General features: G+C 69.8%; 17 protein-coding genes. 5 read left to right on the top strand and 12 right to left on the bottom strand.

The window, feature by feature from the left end; genetic code table 11:
• The first annotated feature begins 686 nt into the window (after positions 1–686).
• The 5 genes from MNI96_RS17150 (at position 687) to MNI96_RS17130 (ending at position 6,029) form a co-directional block, all read left to right on the top strand.
• A complete protein-coding gene (locus MNI96_RS17150; RefSeq protein ID WP_249695135.1) occupies positions 687–1,235 on the top strand; it encodes a single-stranded DNA-binding protein in 549 nt (182 codons plus the stop codon).
• 275 nt (positions 1,236–1,510) lie between these two features.
• The gene (gene lhpI / locus MNI96_RS17145; RefSeq protein ID WP_249695134.1) at positions 1,511–2,497 is read left to right on the top strand and encodes a bifunctional Delta(1)-pyrroline-2-carboxylate/Delta(1)-piperideine-2-carboxylate reductase; all 987 of its coding nucleotides are present in this window, start codon (positions 1,511–1,513) and stop codon (positions 2,495–2,497) included.
• 397 nt (positions 2,498–2,894) lie between these two features.
• Positions 2,895–3,941, top strand: a complete 1,047-nt coding sequence (locus tag MNI96_RS17140; RefSeq protein WP_249695133.1) for a YeiH family protein — start codon at positions 2,895–2,897, stop codon at positions 3,939–3,941.
• A 19-nt stretch (positions 3,942–3,960) separates the two neighbouring features.
• Entirely contained in the window at positions 3,961–4,854 is an 894-nt protein-coding gene (locus MNI96_RS17135; RefSeq protein ID WP_249695132.1) for a LysR substrate-binding domain-containing protein, read from the top strand.
• Between the two features lie 74 nt (positions 4,855–4,928).
• Complete coding sequence (locus tag MNI96_RS17130) at positions 4,929–6,029, top strand: NAD(P)/FAD-dependent oxidoreductase (RefSeq protein ID WP_249695131.1); 1,101 nt, start codon at positions 4,929–4,931, stop codon at positions 6,027–6,029.
• Between the two features lie 208 nt (positions 6,030–6,237).
• Here the strand turns inward: MNI96_RS17130 and MNI96_RS17125 are convergent, their stop codons facing one another.
• The 12 genes from MNI96_RS17125 to MNI96_RS17070 form a co-directional block, all read right to left on the bottom strand.
• Positions 6,238–7,674: an FAD-dependent oxidoreductase gene (locus MNI96_RS17125; protein ID WP_249695130.1), complete on the bottom strand. Its 1,437-nt coding sequence runs from the start codon at positions 7,672–7,674 to the stop codon at positions 6,238–6,240.
• A 1-nt stretch (position 7,675) separates the two neighbouring features.
• Positions 7,676–8,290 (bottom strand): cysteine hydrolase family protein, encoded by a 615-nt coding sequence (locus MNI96_RS17120; protein ID WP_249695129.1) that lies wholly within the window; start codon positions 8,288–8,290, stop codon positions 7,676–7,678.
• 3 nt (positions 8,291–8,293) lie between these two features.
• Positions 8,294–10,345 (bottom strand): hydantoinase/oxoprolinase family protein, encoded by a 2,052-nt coding sequence (locus tag MNI96_RS17115; protein ID WP_249695128.1) that lies wholly within the window; start codon positions 10,343–10,345, stop codon positions 8,294–8,296.
• Positions 10,342–12,081 carry a hydantoinase B/oxoprolinase family protein gene (locus MNI96_RS17110; RefSeq protein WP_249695217.1) on the bottom strand — a complete coding sequence of 580 codons (1,740 nt, stop codon included), beginning with the start codon at positions 12,079–12,081 and terminating at the stop codon, positions 10,342–10,344. Before MNI96_RS17110 ends, MNI96_RS17115 begins: the two co-directional genes overlap by 4 nt.
• On the bottom strand, positions 12,078–12,977 hold the full coding sequence (locus MNI96_RS17105; protein ID WP_249695127.1) for an isocitrate lyase/PEP mutase family protein: 900 nt from the start codon (positions 12,975–12,977) through the stop codon (positions 12,078–12,080). Before MNI96_RS17105 ends, MNI96_RS17110 begins: the two co-directional genes overlap by 4 nt.
• Positions 12,974–13,498: a LeuD/DmdB family oxidoreductase small subunit gene (locus MNI96_RS17100; protein ID WP_249695126.1), complete on the bottom strand. Its 525-nt coding sequence runs from the start codon at positions 13,496–13,498 to the stop codon at positions 12,974–12,976. The genes MNI96_RS17105 and MNI96_RS17100 overlap by 4 nt, the downstream gene beginning before the upstream one ends.
• Positions 13,495–14,796: a 3-isopropylmalate dehydratase large subunit gene (locus MNI96_RS17095; RefSeq protein ID WP_249695125.1), complete on the bottom strand. Its 1,302-nt coding sequence runs from the start codon at positions 14,794–14,796 to the stop codon at positions 13,495–13,497. The genes MNI96_RS17100 and MNI96_RS17095 overlap by 4 nt, the downstream gene beginning before the upstream one ends.
• Positions 14,796–15,500, bottom strand: a complete 705-nt coding sequence (locus tag MNI96_RS17090; RefSeq protein ID WP_249695124.1) for an ABC transporter ATP-binding protein — start codon at positions 15,498–15,500, stop codon at positions 14,796–14,798. Before MNI96_RS17090 ends, MNI96_RS17095 begins: the two co-directional genes overlap by 1 nt.
• A complete protein-coding gene (locus MNI96_RS17085; protein ID WP_249695123.1) occupies positions 15,493–16,278 on the bottom strand; it encodes an ABC transporter ATP-binding protein in 786 nt (261 codons plus the stop codon). Before MNI96_RS17085 ends, MNI96_RS17090 begins: the two co-directional genes overlap by 8 nt.
• Positions 16,271–17,239: a branched-chain amino acid ABC transporter permease gene (locus tag MNI96_RS17080; protein ID WP_249695122.1), complete on the bottom strand. Its 969-nt coding sequence runs from the start codon at positions 17,237–17,239 to the stop codon at positions 16,271–16,273. The genes MNI96_RS17085 and MNI96_RS17080 overlap by 8 nt, the downstream gene beginning before the upstream one ends.
• 3 nt (positions 17,240–17,242) lie before the next feature.
• Positions 17,243–18,115 carry a branched-chain amino acid ABC transporter permease gene (locus MNI96_RS17075; protein ID WP_067216353.1) on the bottom strand — a complete coding sequence of 291 codons (873 nt, stop codon included), beginning with the start codon at positions 18,113–18,115 and terminating at the stop codon, positions 17,243–17,245.
• A 76-nt stretch (positions 18,116–18,191) separates the two neighbouring features.
• The gene (locus MNI96_RS17070; RefSeq protein ID WP_249695120.1) at positions 18,192–19,424 is read right to left on the bottom strand and encodes an ABC transporter substrate-binding protein; all 1,233 of its coding nucleotides are present in this window, start codon (positions 19,422–19,424) and stop codon (positions 18,192–18,194) included.
• Positions 19,425–19,427 lie beyond the last annotated feature (3 nt).

The raw sequence follows: 19,427 nt of genomic DNA, 5'->3' as shown, positions 1-19,427 counted from the left end.
GCTGCAGCCTCCGCGCGGGAGGGCGCGGGCCAGCGGCAGCTGAAGTGAAACGGCCCGGCCCTGGCCGGGAATGACAAGCGCCCCGGCGGTCCGGGGGTGAAGCGCGGCCGGCACGGCCGGTATGGGGTCCGGAGCGGGCGACGGCACCGCCCTTCTACGACATGCACCGGCATCCGTCGATTCCGCCAGGGCGATTCCCGAAGGTCCGAACGGCTCCGCATCCGGCGCCGATGGGGCGGGACGTTTTCCGAAGGTATCTACGCAGGCGATCCCGAATCCGATTGCGTGAACATATCAGGAACATATACTGTCGCGCAAGACTGTCGGCATGTGGTGCGGGTGCGCGCGCCGGGCAAGGGGCGTCCTGCTCCATCCGCCTGCGTCATGTGCCCGCATCATATGTCGGCGTCTGGCGCCTTGGCGACAAAGCGTGTGGAAAAGCGGGGGCTCGGCGCCCAAAAATACAGTTCGCCGGCCGCGGGCCTTTCGCCGGCCTCCTGCCCGGGGCTAAGGTCCACGGGATGAACACCGGCCCCCGGGGCACGCTCAGGCGTGCCGCCGGCGCGCCGCATGAAGCGAACGGGGGCCGCCGCAGTGCCGGCGGGCCGCATCATATCGACGAGCCTGGCCGGACAGCGGCCGGCTCAGGAACAGGCCGGCAACGTCCGGCAGGCAAGGAGACGACGATGTCGGGAAGCGTCAACAAGGTGATCCTGGTGGGCAATCTGGGAGCCGATCCGGAGGTCCGCCGGATGCAGGACGGGCGCCCGGTGGTCAACTTGCGCATCGCCACCTCGGAGACCTGGCGCGACCGCAGCTCGGGCGAGCGCAAGGAGCGCACCGAGTGGCACCGCGTGGTGATCTTCAACGAGGGCCTCGCCAAGGTCGCCGAGAACTACCTGCGCAAGGGCTCCAAGGTCTATGTCGAGGGCCAGCTGCAGACCCGCAAGTGGCAGGACCAGTCGGGCCAGGAGCGCTATTCCACGGAAGTCGTGCTGCAGGGCTTCAACTCGACGCTGACCATGCTCGACGGTCGCGGCGAGGGCGGCGGTGGCGGCGGCGGCCGCTTTGTCGAAGGCGGCGGCTCGGGGGGCGGCTATGAAGGCGGCTCCGGCGGCGGTGGCTATGGCGGCGGCTCGGGCGGTGGCGGCTACGGCGGTGGTTCGGGCGGCTCCGGCGGTTCGGGCGGCGGCTTCGGCGGCGGCTCGGACATGGACGACGAGATCCCGTTCTGAGCGAGCGTTGATCCGGGCCGCATCCGGGCCGAGTTCCGGCGAGACCTGACATGTGCCGCCCCGGCCTGTGTTTCGGGGCGGCATTTTTTCTTCGCCAGGTGCGCCGGTCTCATCGGCGGCGCGCGGGCCGGTCTTCCGTCTCGCTCCCTGCTTTGGGCTGCCCCGTTGCGGCGATCCTGCCTTGGCGCTGCCGGGTTTGGCGTGCAACCATGCTGGCCCAGCCGGCGGACGTTCCGGTCCGCCCGTATCCTTCCCGGTCCCTCACGGAGGCTCCCATGCTGCATCTCGATCCGGATGCCACCCGCGCCGCTCTCGAATGGCGGCCGCTGATCGAGGCGCTGCGGACGATGTTCCGCGACGGCTGCGAAAGCCCGGTGCGCCATCACCATGATTTCCGGGTGCCGGGCGAGGCGGACGGCACGCTGCTTCTGATGCCGGCCTGGGTGCCGGGGCGCTATCTCGGCACCAAGCTGGCGACGGTGGTGCCGGGCAACGGCGCGCGCGGCCTGCCGGCGGTGATGGCCAGCTACCTGCTCAACGATGCCCGCACCGGCGAGATGGTGGCGATGATCGACGGCGGCGAGCTGACCGCCCGGCGCACGGCGGCGGCCTCCGCGCTGGCCGCCGACTATCTGGCGCGCGAGGATGCCCGCCATCTGCTGGTGGTCGGAACCGGCCGCCTGTCGCGAAACCTTGCCGCCGCCCATATGGCGGTGCGGCCGCTGTCGCGGATCTCGGTCTGGGGCCGCGATCCCGAGAAGGCGCAGACGGTTGCCGAAGAGATCGCCGGGGAGCTCGACATTCTCGCCCAGCCGGCGAGCAACCTGGAGGAGGCCGTGCGCGATGCCGACATCGTCAGCTGCGCCACCTTGTCCGAGGCGCCGCTGGTCCAGGGCGCCTGGCTGAAGCCGGGCAGCCATCTCGATCTCGTCGGCGCGTTCAAGCCGACCATGCGCGAGAGCGACGACGAGGCGGTGGCGCGGGCCCGGGTCTTCGTCGACACCCGCGAGGGTGCGACGAAGGAGGCGGGCGACATCGTCCAGGCGCTGGCCTCCGGAGCGCTCGCCGAGGACGGTATCGAGGCCGACCTGTTCGATCTTACCCGCGGCACCCATGCGGTCCTGCGTCAGGCCGACGACATCACGCTGTTCAAGTCGGTCGGCGCGGCGCTGGAAGATCTCGCCGGCGCGATCCTCGCCTTCGAGACCGCCTCGGCCAAGACCGGCCAGTCGACCTCGCCGCGCATCCTGCCGGTGATGTGACGGCTGCCGGCTGGGCGGGGCTCCGCCTCGCACCTGCTGAGGTTGTCTCTGGGTCGGCTCTGCGCTGACGCGCGGCCGGGACGACAGCCCGTGGGTGTCGCGAGCCCCCGCATCCCCTCGGCCGTCACCCCGAACGAGCATCGCGAGATCCGGGGCCTTTGGTTGCCAGAGCAGCGGTAGGGCGCGCAGTCCCTTCCGCGCTCCCGGCCGGCCGGGATAACGCCCTCCGGACGCGGCGGGCGATGCGGGGATAACTCCATCGAACGGGCGGTGAGCGCGGCCGCGTCTTCCCGGCTCCGCAGATCAATCGACTTTCTCGATCATAATCACGAAAACAATCAGTTTGTGCGAATGAAACTTCGCTGCCATCCTGCGTGGAAGTTGCAGGAGGCAAGGTATGAGTTTCGCCGGATTCTCGAATATTGAGACGAAATTTGCAAAATCCATCGCAAATTTCGGTCTCGTTTTGCCCGGCGTCCTGCTGTGCGTCCTGCTTGCGCTCGGCGGCAAGGGGCTGCGGCTTGTCCCCGGTCTCGACCTTCTGGGGCCGATGGCGCTGGCGATGGCGCTCGGGCTGGTTATCCGCGCGGCGACGCCGCTGCCGGAAGGCGTCGTGCCGGGCGTGCGCCTGTCGGCCGGGACGCTGCTGCGCGCTGCCGTCGTGCTGCTCGGCCTGCAACTGACGCTGGCCGACCTCTTGTCGCTGGGGTTCGGCGGGCTGGCTGTCACCACCACCGCGCTTGTCGCCACCTTCGCGCTCACCCTGTGGGCCGGCCGGCTGCTCGGCGTTGCGCCCGATCTTGCCCGGCTGGTCGCCGCCGGCACCTCGATCTGCGGCGCCTCGGCCGTTGCCGCCACCCGCTCAGTGACCGGGGCCGGGGCGGGCGACACGGCTTATGCGGTCGCCTGCGTCACCCTGTTCGGCACGCTCGCCATGGTGTCGATGCCTTTTGTGCCGCCGCTCGCCGGGCTGGATGCGGCCGGCTACGGCCTCTTCGTCGGCGCCTCGGTGCACGAGGTGGCGCAGGTGGCGGGCGCCGGCTTCCGACACTCGGCGGAAGCGGGCGAGGCGGCGATGGTCGCCAAACTGTCGCGCGTCCTGCTGCTCGCGCCGATGGTGCTGGTTCTGGCCGCCTGGTGCCGCCGCGGCCGGGCAAACGACAGCACGGGCGAGGGCGTTGCCGCGCGCCTTCCCGTGCCGTGGTTCGTCTTCGGCTTCCTGGCCATGGTGCTGGTTGCAAGCAGCATGGAGCTGCCCGAGGCCGCGCGCACCGGTGCGGGCGAGGCGACGACCTTCCTGATGACCATGGCGCTCGCCGGCCTCGGCCTGTCCACCGATCTGCGCGAAATCCGCGCCCGCGGCATCCGCCCCTTGCTGCTTGCCGCCATCGCCGCCCTGTTCATCGCCGCGCTCTCCCTGCTAATGGTGACCGTCTGGATGTGACCACTTCGGGCAGGGCGCGATGACGCTGGAACAGTTGCGGATCTTCGTGGCGGCGGCCGAGCGCGAGCACGTCACCCGCGCGGCCGAGGCCCTCAACCTCACCCAGTCGACGATCAGTGCGGCCATCGCCGCGCTGGAGGCGCGTCACGACGTGCGCCTGTTCGACCGGGTCGGCCGCAACATCCGCCTGACCGAGGCGGGCCGGGTGTTCCTGGGCGAGGCGCGCGCCGTCCTCGCCCGCGCCGAGGCCGCCGGCGAGGTGCTGGCCGATCTTGCCGGCCTGCGGCGCGGCAGCGTCCGCCTTGCCGCCAGCCAGACGGTCGGAAACTACTGGCTGCCGGCCCGGCTGAAGGCGTTCCGCGCAGTCCATCCGCACCTCGGCGTCGCGCTTGCCATCGGCAACAGCGAGCAGGTCGCCGCCTGGACCCGCGAGGGCGAGGCCGATCTCGGCCTGGTAGAGGGGCCGGTGGCCGACCCCGACCTGTCGCCGGTGGAGGTGGGTCATGATCGCATGGTGCTGGTGCTGCCGCGCGACCATCCCGTCGCCCGGCGCGGCATCGTCAATGCCGATGCGCTGAAGATGCTGACCTTCGTTGCCCGCGAGGCCGGCTCCGGCACAGGCCTGATGCTGGAGCGGCTGGCGAAAAGCTTCGGCCTTGCGCCCGCCGACCTGCGGATCTCGATGGAGTTGCCCTCGAACGAGGCGCTGCGCGGCGCCGTCGAAGCGGGGGCCGGCGCGGCCGTTCTGTCCTCCCTGGTCGCGGAAGGCGCCGTCCGCTCGGGCCAGCTTTCGGCGCTGGAGCTCAGCCTGCCGCCGCGCCCGTTCTTCGTGCTGCGTCACCGCGCCCGGCACCTCTCCCCGGCCGCGCGCGCCTTCCTCGAAACGCTGGAAGTCCCTGTCGCCGCAACGTGAGGCGCGGCAGGCCTTTCCCGGAATTGTCCTTGCATGTCAGTATCATGGCCGAATCTTGCCCAAGGAGCTGCGCCATGCCCATCACCTGCGATTGCCTGATCATCGGCGGCGGCATCGCCGGCATCGGCCTTGCCGCGCATCTGGGCGCGGAGCGCTCCACCGTGGTTCTGGAGATGGAAGATGCGCCCGGCCGCCATGCCACGGGTCGCTCGGCGGCGATCTTTATCCGCAACTACGGTAATGCCACCTTGCGGGCGTTGAACGGCGCCTCGGTCGAGGTTCTGGCCGGCGGCGGCGGCTTTGCCGAGACCGGATTCCTCAGCCCGCGCGGCGAGTTGGTCGTCGCCAAGGCGGACGAGATGGAGCGTTTCGCCGCCTATCTGGATGGTGCCGACGGCCTTGAGGAAATCCCCGTCGCGGAGGCGCGGCGACTCTTTCCGATCCTCTCGGATGACCATGTGGCCGCCGCCCATGAGGCGGGTGCCGCCGATATCGACGTCGACCGGTTGTTGCAGGCCTATCTGCGCACCGCCCGCCATGCCGGCAGCCGGCTCACGACCTCCGCGCGCGTCTCGGCGATTTCGCGCAAGGGCGATGTCTGGCGGGTCGAGGCGGGGGGCGAAACCTACGAGGCGCCGGTGCTGGTCAATGCCGCCGGGGCCTGGGCCGACACCATTGCCGCACTTGCCGGCCTGTCGCCGCTCGGCATCCAGCCCTACCGGCGCTCGGCGGCGATCCTGCCCGCCCCGGAGGGCATGGACGTCGCCTCCTGGCCGGCGGTGGTCAGCGCCTCGGAAGCCTGGTACGCCAAGCCGGAGGCCGGCAAGCTCCTGGTCTCGCCGGCCGACGAGGATCCGCTGGAGCCGCAGGATGCCTGGCCGGACGACATGGTGCTGGCCGAAGGGCTCGACCGGTTCGAGAAGGCGACGACCGTCTCGGTGACGCGGGTCGAGCGCAGCTGGGCGGGCCTCAGGTCCTTCGCGCCCGACCGCACGCCGGTCGCCGGTTTCTCTGACCGGGCGGAGGGCTTTCTCTGGCTCGCGGGGCAGGGCGGCTACGGCATCCAGACCTCGCCGGCCCTGTCGCGGCTGGCGGCGGACTTGATCCTCGGCCGCACGCCCGCGCTTGCCCCGGCGGTCGTCGCCGCGCTCGATCCCGGCCGCTTTAGCACGTGAGNGCCCGCGCTTGCCCCGGCGGTCGTCGCCGCGCTCGATCCCGGCCGCTTTAGCACGTGAGGCTAGTCACCCGAATCTGAAGTTCGTCAGATTTCATGTCAGGCTCTGAACGAACTTCAGATTCAAAAGGGTGACTAGCAAATATATGTTTCTAGTGTGGTTTCGAATTTGAAATACGCCCCTGGGGTGCTGCCAAGGGAGGCGTATTTCAAATTACCACACTAGCTGCCGAGCGGCCGGCAACGCGCCCGAAGGCGATGGCGGTCAGCAGCCCGTTGCCGGAGAGATACCCGGAAATATCCGGTCCCGACACGCCGCAGGCGGCCCCGCCGGCGGCAAAAAGGTTGGGAAAGGCCGATCCGTCCTCGGCCAGCACCCTTGCGCTCTCGTCGATGCCGAGCCCGCCTTGCGTGTGGAACAGCGCGCCGGTCACCTTCACCGCGAAGAACGGCGCCTGCAGCGCCGGCTGGGCGGTGAAGTCGCGGCCGAACGGGTCGCTCTCGCGGCCCGCCGCAAACTCCGCCACCTCCTCCAGCGTCTCGCGCAGCGCGCCTTTGGGAAGGCCGGTGACAGTGGCAAGCGCGGCGATGTCGCCCGCCTCGCGGATCGCGCCGGCCGCCATCGCGTCGCGATAGTCCGGAAAGCCCTGCGCGAAGGCATGCAGCCGCGCGTCGAGGATGTTCCAGGCGATGCCTCCCGGCTGGGCCAGCACGTGGACGGCCTGCTCGGAATAGCCGCCATGCTCGTTGGAAAAGCGCCGCCCCTCCGCGTTGACCTGGATCGCGCCCTCCATCATCAGCGCCCAGGAGATCAGCACCCCGTGCGGATGGGCGAGCGAGCCGTGCCCCTGGCAGCCGCTCAACTGCCAGCGCGCCGCGCCCATCGCCTCGCCCCACAGCACGGCATCGCCCGTGTTGCCCGCATGGCCATAATAGAGCGCGCCGGCCATGCCGGGAATGTGCCGGGCAACGAGTTCCGGGTTGCCGCCATAGCCGTTGCAGGCCAGCACCAGCGCCTTGCAGGCGATGGTCTCGCGCGCGCCGCCCGGCCGGACCAGCGTCACTGCGCGCAACGTCCCGGCCTCGTCCAGATGCAGCATCTGCGCATGCGCCTCGGTGACCAGCGGGATGCCGGCGGCCTCGACGGCGGCGATGAGGCGGGCGAGCAGCGCCTCGCCGGTTCGCTCGGGCACCGCATGCATGCGGTGACGGCTGTGGCCGGGATAGAGGAAGTCGGTCAGCACCTGCCATTCCAGGCCATGCGCGTCGGCGAGCCAGTCGAGCGCCGGGCCGATCTCGCGGGCGGCAAGGGCGACCAGCGTCTCGTTGGCTGTTCCCTTGGCCTTGGCCTGGATATCGGCGGCAAAGCGCGCGTCGTCGTCGTCGGATATCCCTGCTGCGCGCTGCGCGGCCGTTGCCGGCGCCGGGATGAAGCCGGAGGACATCGACGTGGAGCCGGACGGCGAGGCGTCGCGCTCGACCACCACCACCTCGGCGCCGGCATCGTGCGCGGCCAGTGCCGCGGTGAGGCCGCAGGCGCCTGCGCCGATCACCAGCACGTCGGTCTCGATATCGGGGGCCGCCGGGATCTCCCGCGAGATCTCAGGGGCGTCGTTTGGGGCGGCGGCTGTTGTCGCGCCGCTCATCTCAGGCGGCCTCGATCAGCGCCAGCGCCTCGGCGCAAGTCAGCGCCCGGGCGACCGTGCCAAGATCGCCGATGGCGCGCTGGTGCGTCTCGGGCGAGAAGGCGGCGCAGCCGTCGCTCAGCACCATCGTTCGGAAGTCGCGCACATGCGCATCGCGCACGGTCGAGGCGACGCCGCCATTGGTGACGATGCCGCAGACCATCAGCGTGTCGATGCCGGCCTTGCGCAGCACCCACTCCATCCGCGTCATGTAGAAGGCCGAATAGGCGACCTTTTCCACGGTGAGATCGGCCGGCTGCAGCTCGTCGACGAGCTGGTGCCCCCAGGCGCCGGGGCAGAAATCCCCCTTGCGCAGGAAGGGGCGCAGCGCCTTCAGATGCGGCGAGATGAAGGGCTCGCCGCCCTTGCCCGGCACCAGGGTGAACTGGGTCGAGATCACCCAGCCGCCCTTGCGCCGCAGGCTGTCGGCCAGCGGCAGGACGCGCGCCGGCAGCGCGGCGATGTCCGCGCTGGTCTGGCCGCCGCGTGCATAGGCGCCGTCCGCGTGCAGGAAGTCGTTCTGCAGATCGACGATCAGCAGGCCCGTGCGGGCGATGTCGAGAGGGGCGTCGTGCATGGCTCAGCCCGCCCGCGAGATCACGAGATTGCCGAAGCCGTCGACCTCGGCGACAAGGCCCGGATCGACGAAGATCGTCGTGTCCGCCTGCTCCAGCAGGGCAGGGCCGGCGATCCTTGCACCAACGGCGAGCGACAGGCGCTCGTAGATGCCGGCCTCGTGCCAGGCGCCCTCCGCATAGACCCGCCGCGTGCCGGTGCGGCACTCTGGGGCCGGCTTGCCGCCCTGGGGGGCGAACAGGGCCATGGCGAGCTGCGGCCGGCGGCCGATCACCGCGATCCGGTAGTTCATCACCCGCATCGGGATGCCGTCGAGCAAGCGGCCAAAGGCGCTGCGATAGGCGGCCTCGAAGGCCTCGCGGATCGCGTCCGCGGTCAGGTCCTCCTCGCCGATCTCCAGCGGCACGCCGACCGTGTGCGTCTGGCCGAGATAGAGCATGTCGAGCTCGACCAGCCGGTCGATGGCGGAGAAGCCGACGCCGGCGCTGCCGAGCACGGCCCGGGTCTCCTCGGCATCGCGCAGGATGGCGCGGCCGAGCTCTGCGGCGTCGAGCTCGGAGAGCAGCCGGTTCACCGTCTGCACCCGGTCGTGCCGCATGTCGGCGACGACGCAGCCGAGCGCCGAGGTGACACCGGGGAAGCGCGGCACCAGGGCCGAGGCAAGGCCGACCTCCTTGATCAAGGCGCCGGTATGCAGCGCGCCGCCGCCACCGAAGGGCATCGCCGCGAACTTCGCCGGATCGTGGCCCTTCTCGATGGAGACGAGGCGGATGGCGCCGGCCATCTTGGCGTTGGCGAGCTTGAGGATCGCCTCGGCGGCCGCCTCGACGGCAAGGCCGAGCGGCGCCGCAATATGGCTGTCGATCGCCGCGCGGGCCGCATCGATGTCGAGCCGGTCGAGCTTGCCGCCGATGGGCCGGTCCGGATTGATGCGCCCGAGCACGACGTTGGCGTCGGTGACGGTGGGCCGGGTGTTGCCGAGGCCGTAAGCCACGGGACCGGGGTCGGAGCCGGCCGATTCCGGGCCGACCTGCAGCAGCCCGCCCTTGTCGACGGCGGCGATGGAGCCGCCGCCCGCACCGATGGTGGTGATCTCGATCATCGGCGTGCGCACCACCATGCCGAAGTCGATGGCGGTCTGGGCGGCCAGCGCCGCTTCGCCGCCGGCCACCAGCGACACGTCGAAGGAGGTGCCGCCCATGTCGCAGGTGATGATGTTGTCGAAGCCGGCGGCGCTGGCGATGCGCGTTGCCGCGATCACGCCGGCGGCCGGGCCGGACAGCGCCGTGCGCACCGGGTAGCGCTTGGCGGTGTCGATGGACATGACGCCGCCGTTCGACTGGACGATCAGGATATCCCCGGCAAACCCCTCGGCCTTCAGCCCGGTTTCCAGCCGGTCGAGATAGGACGAGACGACGGGCTGCAGATAGGCATTGAGGGTCGCCGTCGACAGGCGCTCGAACTCGCGGATCTCGGGCAGGATCTCGGTCGCGGCGGTCACATAGGGGTTCGGCCAGACCGAGCGCACCGCCTCGACGGCGCGGCGCTCGTTGTCGTTGTTGGCATAGCCGTTGATGAAGAAGACGCAGACCGCGTCGCAGCCGGCCTCCGCCAGCGCCTTCGCCTGCACGGCGACTTCCCGTTCGTCGACGGCGCGCAGCACCGAGCCGTCGGCAAGCACGCGCTCGGAGACCTCGACCCGGTCGGTGCGCGCCACGACGGGCGTGAAGGCGCCCTTCAGGCCCCATGTCGTCGGCCGGTCGCGGCGGCGCATTTCCAGCACGTCGCGGAAGCCTTCCGTGGTGATGATGCCGGTGCGCGCGCCCTTGCGCTCCAGGAGCGCGTTGGTGCCGACCGTGGTGCCGTGCACGACGGTGCGGATCTCGCCGAAGTCGGTAACGCGCGAGGCGATGCCCTCGATGAAGCCCTTCGACTGGTCGCCGCGGGTGGAGGGGACCTTCGCGGTGGTGATGCGCCCGTTCGCCTCGTCGAGGATGAAGACGTCGGTAAAGGTGCCGCCGACATCGACGCCGATGACAAATGCAGATCCGCTCATTCGGCGGCCTCCCGGGAACGAAGGGACTGGGTGCGGGCGGCATCGATGCTGCCGTCCTCGTTCAGCGCGACGCGGTAATCCGCCTGCGCGCTGTCGCGGGTCACATAGCCTTGCGCCACATCGCGGGCGACGGCCTGCGGGTCGCGGGCGTGTGGTGTGCCATAGCCGCCGCCGCCGGGCGTTTCCAGCCGCAGCCGCTGGCCGCGGGTAATGCGGATGCCGACCATCTTGGAGGCCATCGGCGGTTCGTGCCAGCCGTCGGCCTGCTCGAAGGAGAAGCGGTTGAGGGCGGCCGCGCCGCCGCCGACGACGCCGGGAGGGGCGTGCCGCCCGCGCTCGCCGAACAGGAAGACGTCGGCGTTTTCCTCCAGCAGTTCGATCTCGTAGATCGCGCCGAGGCCGCCGCGCGTCTCGCCGGGACCGGCCGAGTCCGGCCGCAGCGCCCATTGCGTGAAGCGCACCGGATAGGCCGCCTCCAGGATCTCCAGCGGCGGGATCGTCGCGGTGGAGATCGGCGCGTTGCCGTGGTTGAGGCCGTCGCCCCCGGCATGGGCCCCGTGGCCGCCGCCGAAGAAGGAGAACATCACCCAGCGGCGGCCGTCCTTGCGGTGGCCGGCCAGCGACAGGGCGTTGATCGTGCCGTAGGCGCAGGCCATGGCCGGCTCCGGCGCGATCTTCGCCACCGCCTGGAACACCACGTCGATCAGCCGCAGGATGGTCTCGGTGTAGCCGCCGACGGGCTTTGGCGCGCGCACCGCCAGCAGCGAGCCCTCGTCGATGCGGAACTCCACCGGCTCCAGCACGCCGGCATTGGCCGGCACCTCGCCGAAGATGTGCTTCAGGGCGACGTAGCAGGCCGCGACCGTGGTCGAACGGGAGATGTTGACCGGGCCGGCGCAGGCGGGCGAGGAGCGCGAGAAGTCCATCACCATGCGGTCGCCGTCGATGGTCAGGTCGAGGGCGATCTTCAGCGGCGTGTCGACGATGCCGTCATTGTCCAGCCAGTCCTCGGCCGAGACGGTGCCCTGCGGCAGCTCGGCGATCTGGGCGCGCATCATCCGCGCCGCGCGGGCCTTCAGTTCGATCAGGCAGCCGGCGACGGTGGCATCGCCATAGTCGTCGAGCAGCGCGTGCATGCGCTTTTCGCCGAGCTCCAGCGCGTTGATCTGGCCGTTGAGATCGCCGTAGAGCGACAGCGGCAGGCGCGAATTGGCGGACAGGATGTCGACCACGTCCTGGCGGAATTCGCCGCGGTCGTAGAGTTTCACCGGCGGGATCAGCATGCCTTCCTGGAAGCATTCGGTCGCGGCCGGATTGTAGTTGCCCGGCACGTTGCCGCCGACATCGTGCCAGTGGCCGACCGAGGCGAGGAAGCAGAACAGCTTCCCGTCCCGGAACACCGGCTTGACCAGCCGGAAGTCGGACAGGTGCGTGCCGCCGTCATAGGGGTCGTTGAAGATCCACACGTCGCCTTCATGGACGCCGCCGGACTTCGCCGCCTTGTCGATCACCGCCTTCACGGCAAAGGCCATGACGCCGACGAAGATCGGCAGGCCCGACTTGCCCTGCACCAGGGTCTCGCCGGTCACGGCGTCGTAGATGCCGTGCGAGGCGTCGTGCGCCTCGGCGATGATCGGGTTGAAGGCGGAGCGGAACAGCGTCGCGTCCATCTCGTCGGCGATCTGTTCCAGGCGGCCCTTGAGGATCGCCAGCGTGACGGTATCGATCGCCATCAGGCGGCTCCCGTGTCGTAGCGCTCGCCGGTCTTCAGCATCTCGGGCGTGCCGATGACGCCGTTGAGGCCGGCGAAGTCGAACATGCGGTTGCGGAACGCCTCGTTGGAGCCGTTCGCGACCAGGTTCCCGTAATAGTCGCGCGCGGTGGCGGCCAGCGCGCGGACGATCCCGCCGGGAAAGATACAGAAGCTGAAGCCCAGATCCTCCAGCCCGGCGGCGTTGACGATGGGGGTCTTGCCGCCCTCCACCATGTTGGCCATCAGCGGCACCCGTCCGCCGAAGCGGGCATGGATGGCGCGGATCTCCTCCAGCGAGCGCGGCGCCTCGACGAAGAGCATGTCGGCGCCGGCCTCCAGATAGGCCTCGCCGCGGTCGAGCGCGGCCTCGAAGCCTTCCACCGCGATGGCGTCGGTGCGGGCGATGATCAGCGTGCCGTCGCCGGCGCGTGCATCGCACGCGGCGCGGATCTTGCCGGCCATCTCGCCGGCCGGGATCAGCGACTTGCCGTTGAGGTGGCCGCAGCGCTTCGGGCTGGTCTGGTCTTCCAGCTGCAGGGCGTTGGCACCCATGCGCTCGAAGACGCGCACCGTGCGCTGGACGTTCAGCGCATTGCCGAAGCCGGTGTCCGCATCGACGACGATGGGAACCGCCACCCGGTCGCGGATCACGGCGATGGTGTCGGCGACCTCGCTCATCGAGACGAGGCCGATATCCGGCCGCCCGAAGCGGGTATAGGCGATGGAGGCGCCCGACAGATACACGGTCTCCGCGCCGCTCTGCTCGGCGATCAGGGCCGTCAGCGCGTCGTAGACGCCGGGCGCAAGCAGGATGCGCGGTCCGGCGAGCCGCTGCTTCAGGTCCGGCGGCGGCGGGGTTGCGGGCGTTTCCAGGCTCATCGGCCTTGCTCCTTCTGGCGCTCTTGCGCAAAGCGCTTCTTCAGATGCGGCACCAGCCCGCCATCGGCGAGCAGGGCCTTGAGATTGTCGGGCAGCGGATCGAGGGGGAGGGCGGGTTTTTCGCCCGCGCGCTCGATCCGGCCGTTGTCGAGATCGAGATGCACGCGCTCGCCCTCAGTGAGATCTGCAAGGCTTGGTGCGGTCAGCACCGGCAGGCCGAGATTGATCGCGTTGCGGTAGAAGATGCCGGCGAAGGACAGGGCGACGACGCCGGCAACGCCGAGATGCTTCAGCGCCTCGGCCGCCTGCTCGCGCGAGGAGCCCATGCCGAAGTTCCTGCCCGCCACCACCACGTCGCCGGGGGCGACGCTTGCGGCGAAGTCCGGCCGCACGCCCTCCAGGCAATGGGCGGCAAGGGCCGCGATCCCGCCCTTCATGTACTGGCCCGGCGCCAGCTGGTCGGTGTCGATGTCGTCGCCGAACAGGAAGACGCGCCCGCTCAGGCTCTTGTCCGCGCTCATGCCGCCCCTCCCGCGTGCTCGGCCAGCATCAGGCGCGGATCGGTGATCCGGCCCGCGACGGCGGAGGCCGCCACCGTCAGCGGCGAGCCGAGCCACACCTTGGAGCTTGCCGCGCCCATGCGGCCCTTGAAGTTGCGGGCCGTGGACGAGATGCAGGTGACGTCCTCGCCGAGCCGGGCGGTGCCGTAGCCCGCGCAGATGCCGCAGGCGTTCGGCAGCAGCTTCGCGCCGGCCTCTTCCAGCACGGCCATGATGCCGTCGCGGGCGGCGCGGTCCTGGTCGCGCCGCGAGGCCGGGGCGACCAGCAGCTCGACACCGGAGGCGACGCGCCGGCCCTTCAGGATGCGCGCGGCATTGGCAAGGTCCTGATACTTGGCGCCGGTGCAGGCGCCGAGATACGCCACATCCACCGGCGTTGCCGGGGCATCGCCCACCGGGCCGCTGTTCGCCGGCGAGTGCGGGGCTGCGACCTGCGGGGCGAGATCGCCCGCCTCGAAAATGTGATGTTCCAGCAGCTTCGCGCCGGGATCGGTGCGAAGGCTCTGCCAGTCGCCCCAGCCGGCCGGGTCGCTGCCGGCGTCCTGCAGGAAGGCGGCGGTGACCCCGTCCGGGGCGATCAGTCCGGCCTGACCGCCCAGCTCCGCCGCCATGTTGGAGAGCGTCATGCGCTCCTGCATGGAGAGCGCGGCGATGGCCTCGCCGGCATATTCGACCGCCTGATACTTACCGCCGTCCATACCGAGCCGGCCGCACAGGGCCAGCATGATGTCCTTGGCGGTGACCCCGTCGGAAAGCCTGCCGCGCCATTCGATCAGGATGGTCTCGGGCACCTTCAGCCAGATCTCGCCGGTGGCGAGCACACCGGCCATCTCGGTCGCGCCGACGCCGAACATGTAGGCGCCGAAGGCCCCGCCGGTGGGCGAGTGGCTGTCGCCGCCGACGACCAGCATGCCGGGGGCCAGGTGCCCGCGCTCGGGCAGCACCACATGGCAGATGCCTTCGCCGTCGTGGAAGGCGACCTTGCGCTGCGCCGCCCATTGCCGGGTCAGCTCGAGGATCCGGGCGCCCTCGTCGGTGTCGCCGGGCACGAAGTGGTCGGAGATCAGCACGACCTTGTTCGCATCGAACAGGCCGACTCCGAGGTCCTGCAGGATCGGCTCGACCCGGCGCGGGCCGCCGCTGTCGTGGATCATGGCGAGGTCGACGCGGGCGGTGACGATCTCGCCGGGCGCGACGCTGGGCCTGCCGGCCGCGCGCGCGACGATCTTCTGGGCGAGGGTGGTAGGGGAGGCGGTCATCAGGCAAGCCCCAGATAGGAGCGCTTCAGCTCGGGATCGTCCATCAACTGCGCGGTCGGGCCGGACAGGCGGATCTCGCCGTTCTCCATGACGAAGGCGCGCTCGGCGATCTCCATCGACTGCAGCACGTTCTGCTCGACCAGGAGGATCGGCAGGCCGCTTTCGTTGAGCTTGCCGATCAGCGCGAACATTTCCTCCACCAAGAGCGGCGACAGTCCGATGGAGGGCTCGTCGAGGATCAGCAGGTCAGGCTCGGCCATCATGCCGCGGCCGATGGCCAGCATCTGCTGCTCGCCGCCGGACAGGGTGCCGGCCTTCTGGCCTGAGCGCTCGCGCAGGCGCGGGAAGATCTCCATCACCCGCTCCAGGTTGCGCGCCCGGTTCGGCTTGCCCCGGCGATAGGCGCCGAGCTCCAGGTTCTCGCGCACGGCAAGGTTGGGGAAGATGTGGCGGCCTTCCGGCACATGGATCAGGCCGCGGTCGACGATGGCCTGCGGCGACAGGCCGGCGATCGGCTCGCCCTTGAAGCGGATGGTTCCACTCCAGGCGGGCAGCAGCCCGGACAGGACCGAGGAGATCGTGGTCTTGCCGACGCCGTTGGAGCCGAGCAGGGCGACGATCTCGCCGCCGCGAATGTCCAGCGAGACGCCGCGCAGCACCTCGACCGCGCCGTATCCGGCGCGCAGGTTGTCGATCTCAAGCATGGGCGCCTCCCGCCGTCATGCGCTGGCGCGCGATGCGCTCGGCCATGCCCTTGCCGAGATAGGCCTCGATGACGAGCGGGTCGCCCACCACCTCGGCCGGCGGGCCTTGCGCGATCAGCTCGCCCTGGTTCAGCACCCAGGTGTGCTCCGACAGGCTCATCACCGCCTGCATGACATGCTCGATCAAGAGGATGGTGACGCCCTCGTCGCGGATGGCGCGGATCACCGGGATCACGTCGCGGATCTCGGACGGGTTGAGCCCGGCCAGAACCTCGTCGAAGAGGATCAGCTTGGGGTCGGTGGCGAGCGCCCGTGCGACTTCCAGCCGCTTGCGCCCGGCAACGGTCAGCGCCGCAGCATCCATGTCCAGCCGGTCGCCGAGGCCGACCTTGCGGGCGACTTCCTCGGCCTTGGCGAGCGCCGCATCGCGCGAGCGGATATGCAGGTGCGCCCCGACGGCGATGTTCTCGCGCACGCTCTGTCCGGCGAAGGGCTGGACGATCTGGAAGGTGCGGATCATGCCGCGCAGGGCGATGTCCTGCGGCGCCATGCCGGTGATGTCCTCGCCGAAGAAGGAGACTTTGCCGGCATCGGGTTTGTGAAAGCCGGTGATCAACGCGAAGAGCGTCGTCTTGCCGGCGCCGTTCGGGCCGATCAGCGAGGTGATCTTGCCCCTTGGCACGGACATCGAGATGTCCTTCGAGGCCTGCAACCCGCCGAAGCTCTTCGACACGCCCTCGACGCGGAGCATGGTGTCCGACTGTGCCGTCTCAGACATTCGTGGTCTCCCGCGAGTTGCGGCGGGCCGACAGGCGGCGCACCAGGCCGGCGAGGCCGCGCGGGGCGAACAGCACCATCAGGATCAGGATCGTGCCGTAGAGCACGAGGCTGATGCCCGGCAGGTCGCCGATGAGCGCGCGCGAGGCTTCCGAGACGCCGTGCAGGGCGACAGCACCGAGCAGCGGGCCGAACAGGGTGCCCATGCCGCCGACGATGGGCACCAGCAGGCTCTCCACCGAGATGGCGGGGCCGTAGGCGATGGCCGGGTCGAGATAGAGGAAATACTGGGCGTAGAAGACGCCGGCGAGGCCGGAGAACAGGCCCGACAGCATGATCGCCCGCATCTTCACCGCGAAGGGATCTACGCCGAGGGCGCGCGCGGCGTCCTCGTTGTCGCGCACCGCCATCAGCCTCGCGCCGAAGCGGGAATGGCCGATCCACCACACGGTGAGGAAGGCGGCGAGGGCGATGGCCCAGACCAGCCAGTAATAGCTCGCCTTGGAGGCGAATTGCAGGTTGGCCGCGCTCTGGTCGAGCGGGATCAGGATGCCGACGCCGGCGCCGGTGAAGGGCACGGTGTTGGCAAGGATCCGCAAGACCTCGGCGAAGGCCAGCGTCACCAGCGCGAAATAGGACCCGCGCAGGCCGTAGCGGAATGTGGTGAAGCCGATGAAGGCCGCGACCGCCACGGCCATCAGGCCTCCGGCGACGAGGCCGATCCACGGGTTGACGCCGAGCTGCACCTGCAGCACCGCCACCGTGTAGGCGCCGGTGCCGAAGAAGGCGGCATGGCCGAAGGAGAACTGGCCGCCATAGCCGCCGAGGATGTTCCACGCCTGGCCGAGCAGGGCGGCGTAGAGGGTCATCAGGATGGTGTTCTGCCAGGCCTCCGACGTGACCACGAAGGGCACGAAGAACAGGGCGGCGAAGACGAGACCGAGAAGGGCGAGCTGGCGCATGGGTCAGACCTTGTGTCCGAGCAGGCCGGTCGGCCGGAAGACGAGGACCAGGATGAAGATCAGGAAGATGCCGATCTGGCCGAGGCTCTCGCCGAGGAACAGGCCGCCGAGCGCTTCGACGACGCCGATGATCAGCCCGCCGACCAGCGCCCCGACGAAGGACCCCATGCCGCCGAGCACGACGATGGTGAAGGCGATCAGCACGAAGCCGTGGCCGACCTGCGGCGTTACGTAGTAGCTGGGCAGCAGCAGGCAGGCGGCAACGCCGAGGCACGCGATGCCGAGGCCGAAGCTCATGGCGAAGACGTGGTCGACATCGATGCCGACGAGCTTGGCGCCCTTGCGCTCCTTGGCGAGCGCGCGGATCGCGCGGCCAAGGTCCGTGCGCGACATCAGCAGCCACAGCAGTGCCGCCGTGACGAGCGCGCCGGCGAAGGCGATCACCTTGGGCAGCGGCAGGAAGGCGCCGAGGATCTCGACCACCTCGAAGGAATAGGGCGTGTCGACGCTGCGCGTGTCGGAGCGGAAGACGAACAGCGCCAGGTTCTCGATGACGATCGACAGGCCGAGCGTGACGAGCAGGATGTTCTCGTCGCGGCCGTGGCTGGCGCGGCCGATGATGCCGCGCTGCAGGGCATAGCCGAGCGCGAACATGGCCGGCGGCACGATCAGCAGCGACACATAAGGATCGATGCCGAAGCTGCTGTGCAGGAAGTAGACGGCGTAGAGACCGACCATCAGCAGCGCCCCGTGGGCGAAGTTGATGATGTGCAGCACGCCGTAGATGAGCGTCAGCCCGAGCGCGACCAGCGCGTAGAGCGCGCCCGTCGTCAGCCCGTTCAGCACGGAAGGAACGATGATCGCCAGGTCCGGCATGGTCACCCGATCGCTGTGCAGGAGGGGGCCGGGCGGGAGTTGCCCCGCCCGGCAGTCGTCGTCGATGGGGCGACGGTTACGACTTCATCGGGAACACGGTCTCAGCCGAGGCGAACTCTTCGGGGAAGATCACCTCGATGACGCCGTTCTGGACCTGGGTGTTGACCGGCTGGGCGCCCTCGTTCTGCCCGTCGACCATTTTTGTCGGGCCGTAGGGCATGTAGGACATGTCCAGCGTCGAAGCCGCAAGGGCCGCATTCACGGCCTCCTTGTCGGTGGTGCCGGCCCGCTCCAGCGCGTCGGCATAGGCAAGCACCGCGTTGTAGGCCAGGAACACCTCGTAGGTGTAGATCAGGCCCTTGGCCTCGGCGGCGGCCTTGCGCTGCTGGGCGACGTCGGACTTGGGGTTGAACCAGTGGTTGCAGTCCATGATCAGGTCCGCAGCCTCCGGGAACTCCTTGACGAACTGATAGCTGGAGGCGGCGCCGCCGAGCACCGAGTAGATGCCCATCGCCTCGACGCGCTGCTGGCGCATGGTGCGGGCGAGCAGCACATACTCGTTGTAGTAGTTCGCCGGGATGATCAGGTCGGGCTTCTTCGACTTGATCTGCAGCACGATGTTGGTGAAGTCGCGGGTCGGGTTGGCGTGCTTGATGACGTCGACGACCTTGATGCCCTTCTCCGGCAGGCGCTTCTGCAGCAGCTCGGCGGTGCCGGTGCCGAACAGCGATTCCTCGTGGATGATCATCGCGGTCTTGGCCGGCGAGCCGGCGGCCTTGTTGATCGTGTCGAGGTTGTCGACGGCGAACTGCGCCGTCTTGCCGTAGCCGGGGCTGAAGCGGAACGTGTTCTTCAGGCCGCGCTCGACGATCTGGTCGGAGACGCCGACATCGACGATATGCGGCGTGTTGGTCTTGGCCGCTTCCTGCGAGGTCGCCAGCGAGATCGCCGAGGAATAACCGGCGACGATGCCGTCGGCACCGGCCTCGACCATCTTGGTCACTTCCGCCGCGCCGATCTCCGGCTTGCCCTGGCTGTCGGCCAGCATCGCCTCGATCTGCGCGCCGCCCAGCGACTTGATGCCGCCGGCGGCATTGATGTCGGCAATCGCCATCAGCGCGCCTTCGCGGCACTGGGTGCCGGAGAAGGCGATGAAGCCGGAAACGGGGTGGATCAGGCCGAGCTTCACCGCTGCCGGCTGCGCCCGCAGGATCGCCGGGAAGCCGGTGATACCGAGGCCGACGGCAGCCGCGCCCGTGGCAAGGAACTCGCGGCGGCGCAGGCCACCGGTCTTCTTCGTATCAGTCATTCG

Origin of the sequence: Stappia sp. WLB 29 (genome assembly GCF_023507705.1) — a bacterium.
In the GTDB taxonomy this organism is placed as follows: domain Bacteria; phylum Pseudomonadota; class Alphaproteobacteria; order Rhizobiales; family Stappiaceae; genus Stappia.
This window is presented reverse-complemented; position numbering and strand designations above follow the sequence as displayed.